The 6,255-nt window shown below is 55.0% G+C and carries 5 protein-coding genes and 2 pseudogenes; 4 read left to right on the top strand and 3 right to left on the bottom strand.

Annotated features, from left to right (window positions below; genetic code table 11):
* Positions 1 to 313: 313 nt before the first annotated feature.
* Together PhaeoP97_RS19175 and PhaeoP97_RS19170 are read right to left on the bottom strand one after the other, a co-directional pair.
* Positions 314 to 688: pseudogene (locus PhaeoP97_RS19175) on the bottom strand (IS30 family transposase); the annotation flags it as partial.
* 214 nt (positions 689 to 902) lie between these two features.
* Positions 903 to 1,175 carry a hypothetical protein gene (locus tag PhaeoP97_RS19170; RefSeq protein ID WP_072504604.1) on the bottom strand — a complete coding sequence of 91 codons (273 nt, stop codon included), beginning with the start codon at positions 1,173 to 1,175 and terminating at the stop codon, positions 903 to 905.
* A 318-nt stretch (positions 1,176 to 1,493) separates the two neighbouring features.
* Between PhaeoP97_RS19170 and PhaeoP97_RS20570 the strand changes: the two genes are divergently transcribed.
* The 4 genes and pseudogenes from PhaeoP97_RS20570 to PhaeoP97_RS19155 all read left to right on the top strand — a co-directional run.
* Entirely contained in the window at positions 1,494 to 1,937 is a 444-nt protein-coding gene (locus tag PhaeoP97_RS20570) for a hypothetical protein (RefSeq protein ID WP_217525901.1), read from the top strand.
* A gap of 39 nt (positions 1,938 to 1,976) precedes the next feature.
* A complete protein-coding gene (locus PhaeoP97_RS19165; RefSeq protein WP_237029020.1) occupies positions 1,977 to 2,993 on the top strand; it encodes a Mu transposase domain-containing protein in 1,017 nt (338 codons plus the stop codon).
* The gene (istB, locus tag PhaeoP97_RS19160) at positions 2,990 to 3,721 is read left to right on the top strand and encodes an IS21-like element helper ATPase IstB (RefSeq protein ID WP_072503358.1); all 732 of its coding nucleotides are present in this window, start codon (positions 2,990 to 2,992) and stop codon (positions 3,719 to 3,721) included. Before PhaeoP97_RS19165 ends, istB begins: the two co-directional genes overlap by 4 nt.
* Before the next feature lie 125 nt (positions 3,722 to 3,846).
* A pseudogene (locus PhaeoP97_RS19155) lies at positions 3,847 to 4,014 on the top strand (zincin-like metallopeptidase domain-containing protein); the annotation flags it as partial.
* Between the two features lie 310 nt (positions 4,015 to 4,324).
* Here the strand turns inward: PhaeoP97_RS19155 and PhaeoP97_RS19150 are convergent.
* On the bottom strand, positions 4,325 to 6,253 hold the full coding sequence (locus PhaeoP97_RS19150) for an FAD-dependent monooxygenase (RefSeq protein WP_072506836.1): 1,929 nt from the start codon (positions 6,251 to 6,253) through the stop codon (positions 4,325 to 4,327).
* Positions 6,254 to 6,255 lie beyond the last annotated feature (2 nt).

Here is a 6,255-nt window from a genome sequence, read left to right as displayed (position 1 = left end):
TGCTGCCTCGTCCCATGCTGTAACGCTCTTTTTCGCCAGAGCTGTATTTACCGTTATTTATGACGAGGCAGTCCAACTTGGCAACAGATTCTTACCGAAAGCAGATAAAATGGCTCCGAAGGGTCGATTTTTGAGGCTCGACTACCGAAAACCGGCATCTTTGCCACAGCGATGGGCTGTCAAGAGCCTAAATCAGACCCTAAGTTGGGGGGTGTTCTTAACCCGATGGCGCGTAAACGAACTCGGAGCTGCGGGTATCAGGCCACAAATCGCCGAGTCAGTCCAACTTGTAAGCGATACCTGAACCGCGCTCCTATTGCTTCTGAGGGTAGGGGACCTTGCCCATCTCTTCCATCATCTTTTCGCGGAAGACCTCAGCGGGTGTTTTCCATCCGAGGCATTTGCGGTGCGTGCTGTTGAGCTGGTCGCAGATCTGCTTGATACCATGGTCGGTCATCCCTCTGATATCGCGCTTGCGGGGAAGCCAGCGTCGGGCGCGGCGGTTGGTGTTCTCCACGGTGCCTTTTTGCCAGAGAGAGGAGGGATCGCAGAACCAGGTTTGCGTTCCAATCTCAGATTGCAAATGAGGCCAACTGACGAACTGAGTGCCACGATCAAATGTAATCGATCTGCGGGCAATCAGGGGCAGGTCTTTCATGGCTTTCACGATCTTGCCCATCACGGGTTCCCATGTAATATTCTTTCCATTAGATAACTCATTGTTTTCTAACAGGAGTCGCACTTCAAAGTAGCGCGCAATATGATACAGCGCTTGTAAACACCATTCAGAAATGTCACTGGTTGCGCAAAGCAGAAGTGTCACCAAATGCGCTGCCGGTAGCAAGGTTTAGCAGCCCGGAGACGTCATATATCGTAGGGTTGATAAGCCTTGCGGTGGTTGGTCATAGACCAAGCTTGCGACGCTCTTTCTTGTTGTAGAAGGCTTTGATACCTTCCTCGCGGACGAGTTCCTCAAAGGCGCGCCAGGCGAGGACGTCGCCGAAAAAGGGTGGATTGTCCGACACGGTCAACGTTCCGAACTGGTTCTCTACGGACAGGATCCAGCCGGGATGGATGCTGGTCTTATATATCTCGACATCGAAATGATGCCCGTCGATGACAACGGATTGCGTGTAATCGGAGAAGATGATCTCTGGGTCGTCGTCAGTATCCATGCCGCAAACCTGGGCCTATTCCGCCGCCTGTACAATCGTCTTTTTTGGCACGTGCGCTGGAAGGTCTGCCGGGACGTTTGCCATTTGGCTTATACCCCATCTTCTCAGAATTTGTTCTGACTGGATATTTTGGCGGGGCCTTATCTTGCATGTCTTTGATGTGCTCGAGCACGGCACCCAAGCGCTTGTTGTCGGATCGGCGCTGTGAATCGGCATGCGAAATTGACCCACTTAGGTGGGTTATGAGCGAGTAAAATTGACCCACCTGTTTCGTTAACATCCGCGCTTCAAGTGCGGAGGAAAGAGCAGGTGTTATTGATGGAAAGTGTATCGAAGATCCGTCTGTGGGTGCTGGTTGAAGGGCGCAGTATCCGGTCTGTTGCGCGGGCGACGGGATTATCGCGCAACACGATCAAGAAGTATTTGAAGGATGAGAGCCCGCCGAGCTACCAGCGCCAGGCTCCACCGGTTCGGCACAAACTGTGCAACGGGTTTGATCTCCGGCTTCAGGAACTGTTCGATCAGGACCAGAAGCGACCACGTCGGGAGCGGCGAACGGCCCAGAAGCTTTATGAGCAGCTCGTGGTGGAAGGCTACACCGGGTCCTATTCTCCAGTTCAGCGATTTGTCCGCGATCTGAAGCGGGCTGGCGCCGGTTCTGGCGATGCTTTTATCCCCCTGCATTTTGCTGCTGGTGACGCCCTTCAGTTTGACTGGAGCGAAGAACGGGTTGTCCTGGGCGGCGTTGAACAAAAGATCTAGGTTGCCCATTTCCGCCTGTGCCACAGCCGCAAGCCTTTGGTGATCGCCTATCCCGGCGAAGCCCAGGAGATGGTTCTGGATGCTTTTGTGCAGGCACTGTCTTTCTATGGCGGGGTTCCACGACGGGTGATCATTGATAACCCCAAGACCATGGTGACCTATGTGTCCCGCTCGAAGGACCGGATATTCCATCCCCGGTTCCTGGCTCTGATGAACCACTATGTGATGGAACCTGTTGCCTGCACGCCCGCAGCGGGTTGGGAGAAGGGGCAGGTCGAGAACCAGGTCCAGTTTTTGCGCGGCCGGTTGTTTGTGCCCAAGCCTGCCTTTGAAGATCTTGATGCGCTGAACAACTGGTTGCGCCTGCGCTGTGAAGAACTGGCCAATCGTCCCCATCCCGAACAGCAGGATCGCACGATTGCCGAGGTGTTCGAAGACGAACGCGCCGAGCTGCGCCCCTTGGGTCGGCCTTTTGACGGCTATGTTGAGAAGACGGTTCGTGTCCGATCCACTTGCCTGGTTCAATATGCCAGCAACCGCTACAGCGTCCCGTCCCACTTTGCCGGTCAACATGTGTCGCTGCGCGCTTATGCGGGCCGGATTATGCTGGTGTCGGGCCAGGATATCATCGCCGAGCATAAGCGCCGCTTCACCCGCAACGTCAGCTACTTTGAACCCTGGCACTATGTTCCTCTGCTGGATCGCAAGCCCGGCGCCCTACGCAATGGCGCACCCTTCGTGGACTGGCAACTGCCTGAGGCCATGCACCAGATCAGGGAACATTACATGGCAGACAAGGGCGGGGATCGGGAGTTCGTTGATCTGCTTCTGCTCGTCCAGGATCACGGGATCGAGGTTGTCGAGATGGCTTGTGAACTGGCCGTGGCACAAAACACCCTCCGCCTGCCCGCCATCATCAACCTGATTAACCAGTTGGTGGAGCCGGTCATCACGCCGCTCAGCGAAGCCTATGCCTATCCGCAACTGACCCTGCGACCCGAGGCCGACTGCAAGCGCTATGAGATCCTGTGCTCGACTGAGGAGGTTGCCGCATGAACGCCCTGATCGACCAACTGACCGCCCTGAGGTTGCACGGAATGGCAGCTTGCGCACATGATTTGCTGTCCGCGCGCAAGCCACCAAGTCTGACCACAGCGATAAAGCAACTGATCGACGCGGAGACTGTAGAGCGGCGGGCGCGCTCTATCCAGTATCAAATGAGGATCGCGAAGTTCCCCCATCATAAGGACTTCGCCACCTTCGATTATGGTGCTGCCGCCATCACCCAGACCCAGATCGAACCGTTCTGCACAGGGCAGTTCACCCAAGAGGCGCACAACCTCATCCTGGTGGGCGGAACCGGCACCGGCAAAACCCATATCGCCATCGCTTTGGGCACCACCCTGATCACCAACGGCAAGAAGGCACGCTTCTTCAACGCCGTCGATCTGATCAACGCCCTGATCAAGGAACAGGCCGAGGGCAATGCCGGGAAGATCATCCGGCAACTCTCGGCTCTGGATTGCGTCATCATCGACGAGCTGGGCTACATCCCGTTCCCCAAGTCTGGCGGAGCATTGCTGTTCCATCTGATCAGCAAGCTCTACGAGAAAACCAGCGTCATCATCACCACCAACCTGGAGTTCGGAGAGTGGGTCTCGGTCTTTGGCGATGCCAAGATGACCACCGCGCTGCTGGATCGCGTCACCCACCATTGCGCAATCATCGAAACCGGCAACACGTCCTATCGCTTTGCTCAGAGCAAAAGCCGCAGAGAAAAGTAACCGTCCCGAAAGCAAAGCCCCCAGACGGACTCGCTATATGAGGGCGGCCCGCCTGGGGGCTTTGCGCCACATGGGGTGGGTCAATTTTAAATGCTGAAACCGGGTCAACTTTGAACGCTCATTGACACCCCAAACGCCTTGATCGCAGCTTCGGTCGCAAACGCTGGGGTGACGAAGGCTATGCCCAGGAAGAATTGGTCGCGGAGCTTGGCGCAGCGTTTCTGGCCGCTGATCTCGGACTGTCACCGGAACCGCGTGACGAACACGCGTCCTACATTGCGCATTGGTTGCGTTAATGGCGAGCTCGTCATTACAGCAGTTATCACGAGGACCGGATAATGCGAAGTACGTTGGCCCCACCCTTATTTTCCAGGATGTTCATAGCTTTTTGCTGCACATTATTCGGATAAGATAGTTTGACACTTAGCCAGCGCACTGTCACCAAGCGTATTTCACATGGAGATGCCCGCATGTAAGGTGTTCATGTAGAGTGAAAGTACACTCAAGCTACTTCGCGAGTTTCTGATAAGGAGCTCATACTGATAGGCGAATGCTGTTCTAATCTTAAGAATCCCAACCACAGGCTGCGAAGGCGCCTTAGACCTACCCAATCATGAAAGCATCAAAGAAGCTTGAGAGGTCCTTGTGAGCTGCAATTGGCAAGACTGCGGCGATATGCTGATCGGGTCTGACGATCACAACGCATCCTGCATCCCGATCAACACCGCGAAGATCATAGATGTCGTTACCGTCCTGCGCGTGGAACACTTTTTCATAGTCGCGCAACCCGTATTTGCCTTTTGCGGGCCACAGGTAATCATGCAGATCGTGCATGGACAAATCGGGCTGTTGGAAGACGGCGTAGGTATCAATGACGGAGTCGATATCGGAACCCTTCGGCGTATATTTCGGCACGGGGGACGTGGCGTCGTTCGCTAGGAACTCAATGAGTTGATACGCATCCGATGACGTCTCTGTCGGGTCTTGCGCTCCGCCGAACACGAAGATGCGCCAGCGACCGTCTGCTTTGACCAGATGGCCTAAATGTTGGAGCGCTCCATCAGCGACGCGTGTTGCTTGCGCCGAGTGGAACCGTTGGCCGATCTTGAAGCCGGTTGCCAAATGTTGGTTGCCTTGACCGGTGGAAATGTAGGACGGGAAATACTCGATAGAGGTTCCGCTGACGAAACCGCTTTGGCGTTCCATGAAGGCTTCAATCTTGGCAGTGTCGACTTCGGCTTTGCCTGATCCATTGCCCGCAGTTGGTCGCGTGGCCACGAGTTTTGACAGCTCTTTGTCCGCGTTAATGAGTTGGTTCGCGACTTTGCGTCGCTCGGTGCTGTAGGTGGCCAACAACGCTGGTTTGCTTCTGCCTTGCAGAACCGCGGCCATTTTCCAGCCGAGGTTGAACGTGTCTGGCAAAGACGTGTTCAGGCCCCAACCCCCCTTTGGGCTGTGCGTGTGGCACGCATCACCGGCCAAAAAGGCGCGCGGTATAATGTCGTCTGTGGCATCCGCGGGGCGGTTGTCAAATCGGTTGGCAAGGCGCTGACCAACAGAATAAATCGACCACCACGCTACTTCTTTGACATCCAAAGTGTAGGGGTGAAAGATTTTCTGCGCCTTCGCGATGATGTCTTGTTCGGTCAGTTTGATATCTGTCGCGCGTTTGTCTTTATCGATCAGGTCCAGCTCAACATAAAACCGGATCAGGTAGCCGCCTTCACGCGGGATTGTCATGACGGCGCCAAAGTCCTTGGACTGGATAAAGCTTTTGACGCGGATGTCGGGGAAATCGGTGTTGAGCAGGATGTCCATCACGCCCCAAGCCTTATCGGCGGAATCGCCTTCAAGTGCGATATCGAGGCTCTTACGCACGCGGCTTCTGCCACCGTCACTGCCGACGGCAAACCGTGCCTTTACCGTTTCGACCTTGCCGTTGCCTGCCTCGTCAGTCCGTTTGAATGTCGCCGTGATCGGATGTGCATCAAGGTCTTGGGTCAGGTTTTCATCGATCACCAGATCAACCAATTCGCGGCTGTAATGGGGCCGCAATTTGGTTGTCGCATTCGCCATACCGTCGAGCAGTAGTTCGTGCAGGCGTGCTTGATTGACGATGCCGTGCGTAAATTCGGACATGCCAAGACGCGCATCGGCGATCTTGTATTTGCGTTTGATGTTCTGCGGGTTCGTGGCATCCGGTTCCCAGAACGTGTTTTGCATCAGCTTATAGGTCTCTTTTTCGACCATTTCGCTGCTGTTGAAGGCTTCCATGATTTCAATCGTGCGGCATGATATCCCATCTGCCCGCCCGAACAACAACGGACCCTCTGCCATGTCCACGATACAGGTGCTGATATCGTCAAACTCTGACATCTGGCGCGCCATAGTCAGACCAGCGGGGCCAGTGCCAACGATCAGCACATCTACTTCAGTTGGCAGGTCTTCGATTGGCGGTGTGGGGTAGGCTTTGCGCGCCGCATCAGGAACCTGATAATTACCCGGTTTGAACCCGTTGAGATGAAATTGCATTG

The organism is Phaeobacter porticola (assembly GCF_001888185.1).
GTDB classification, from domain to species: domain Bacteria; phylum Pseudomonadota; class Alphaproteobacteria; order Rhodobacterales; family Rhodobacteraceae; genus Phaeobacter; species Phaeobacter porticola.
This window is presented reverse-complemented; position numbering and strand designations above follow the sequence as displayed.

Coding starts and splice junctions, on each gene's coding strand:
- PhaeoP97_RS19170 (WP_072504604.1), bottom strand. CDS start 1,175: ATGGATACTGACGACGACCCAGAGATCATCTTCTCCGATTACACGCAA.
- PhaeoP97_RS20570 (WP_217525901.1), top strand. CDS start 1,494: ATGGAAAGTGTATCGAAGATCCGTCTGTGGGTGCTGGTTGAAGGGCGC.
- istB (WP_072503358.1), top strand. CDS start 2,990: ATGAACGCCCTGATCGACCAACTGACCGCCCTGAGGTTGCACGGAATG.
- PhaeoP97_RS19150 (WP_072506836.1), bottom strand. CDS start 6,253: ATGCAATTTCATCTCAACGGGTTCAAACCGGGTAATTATCAGGTTCCT.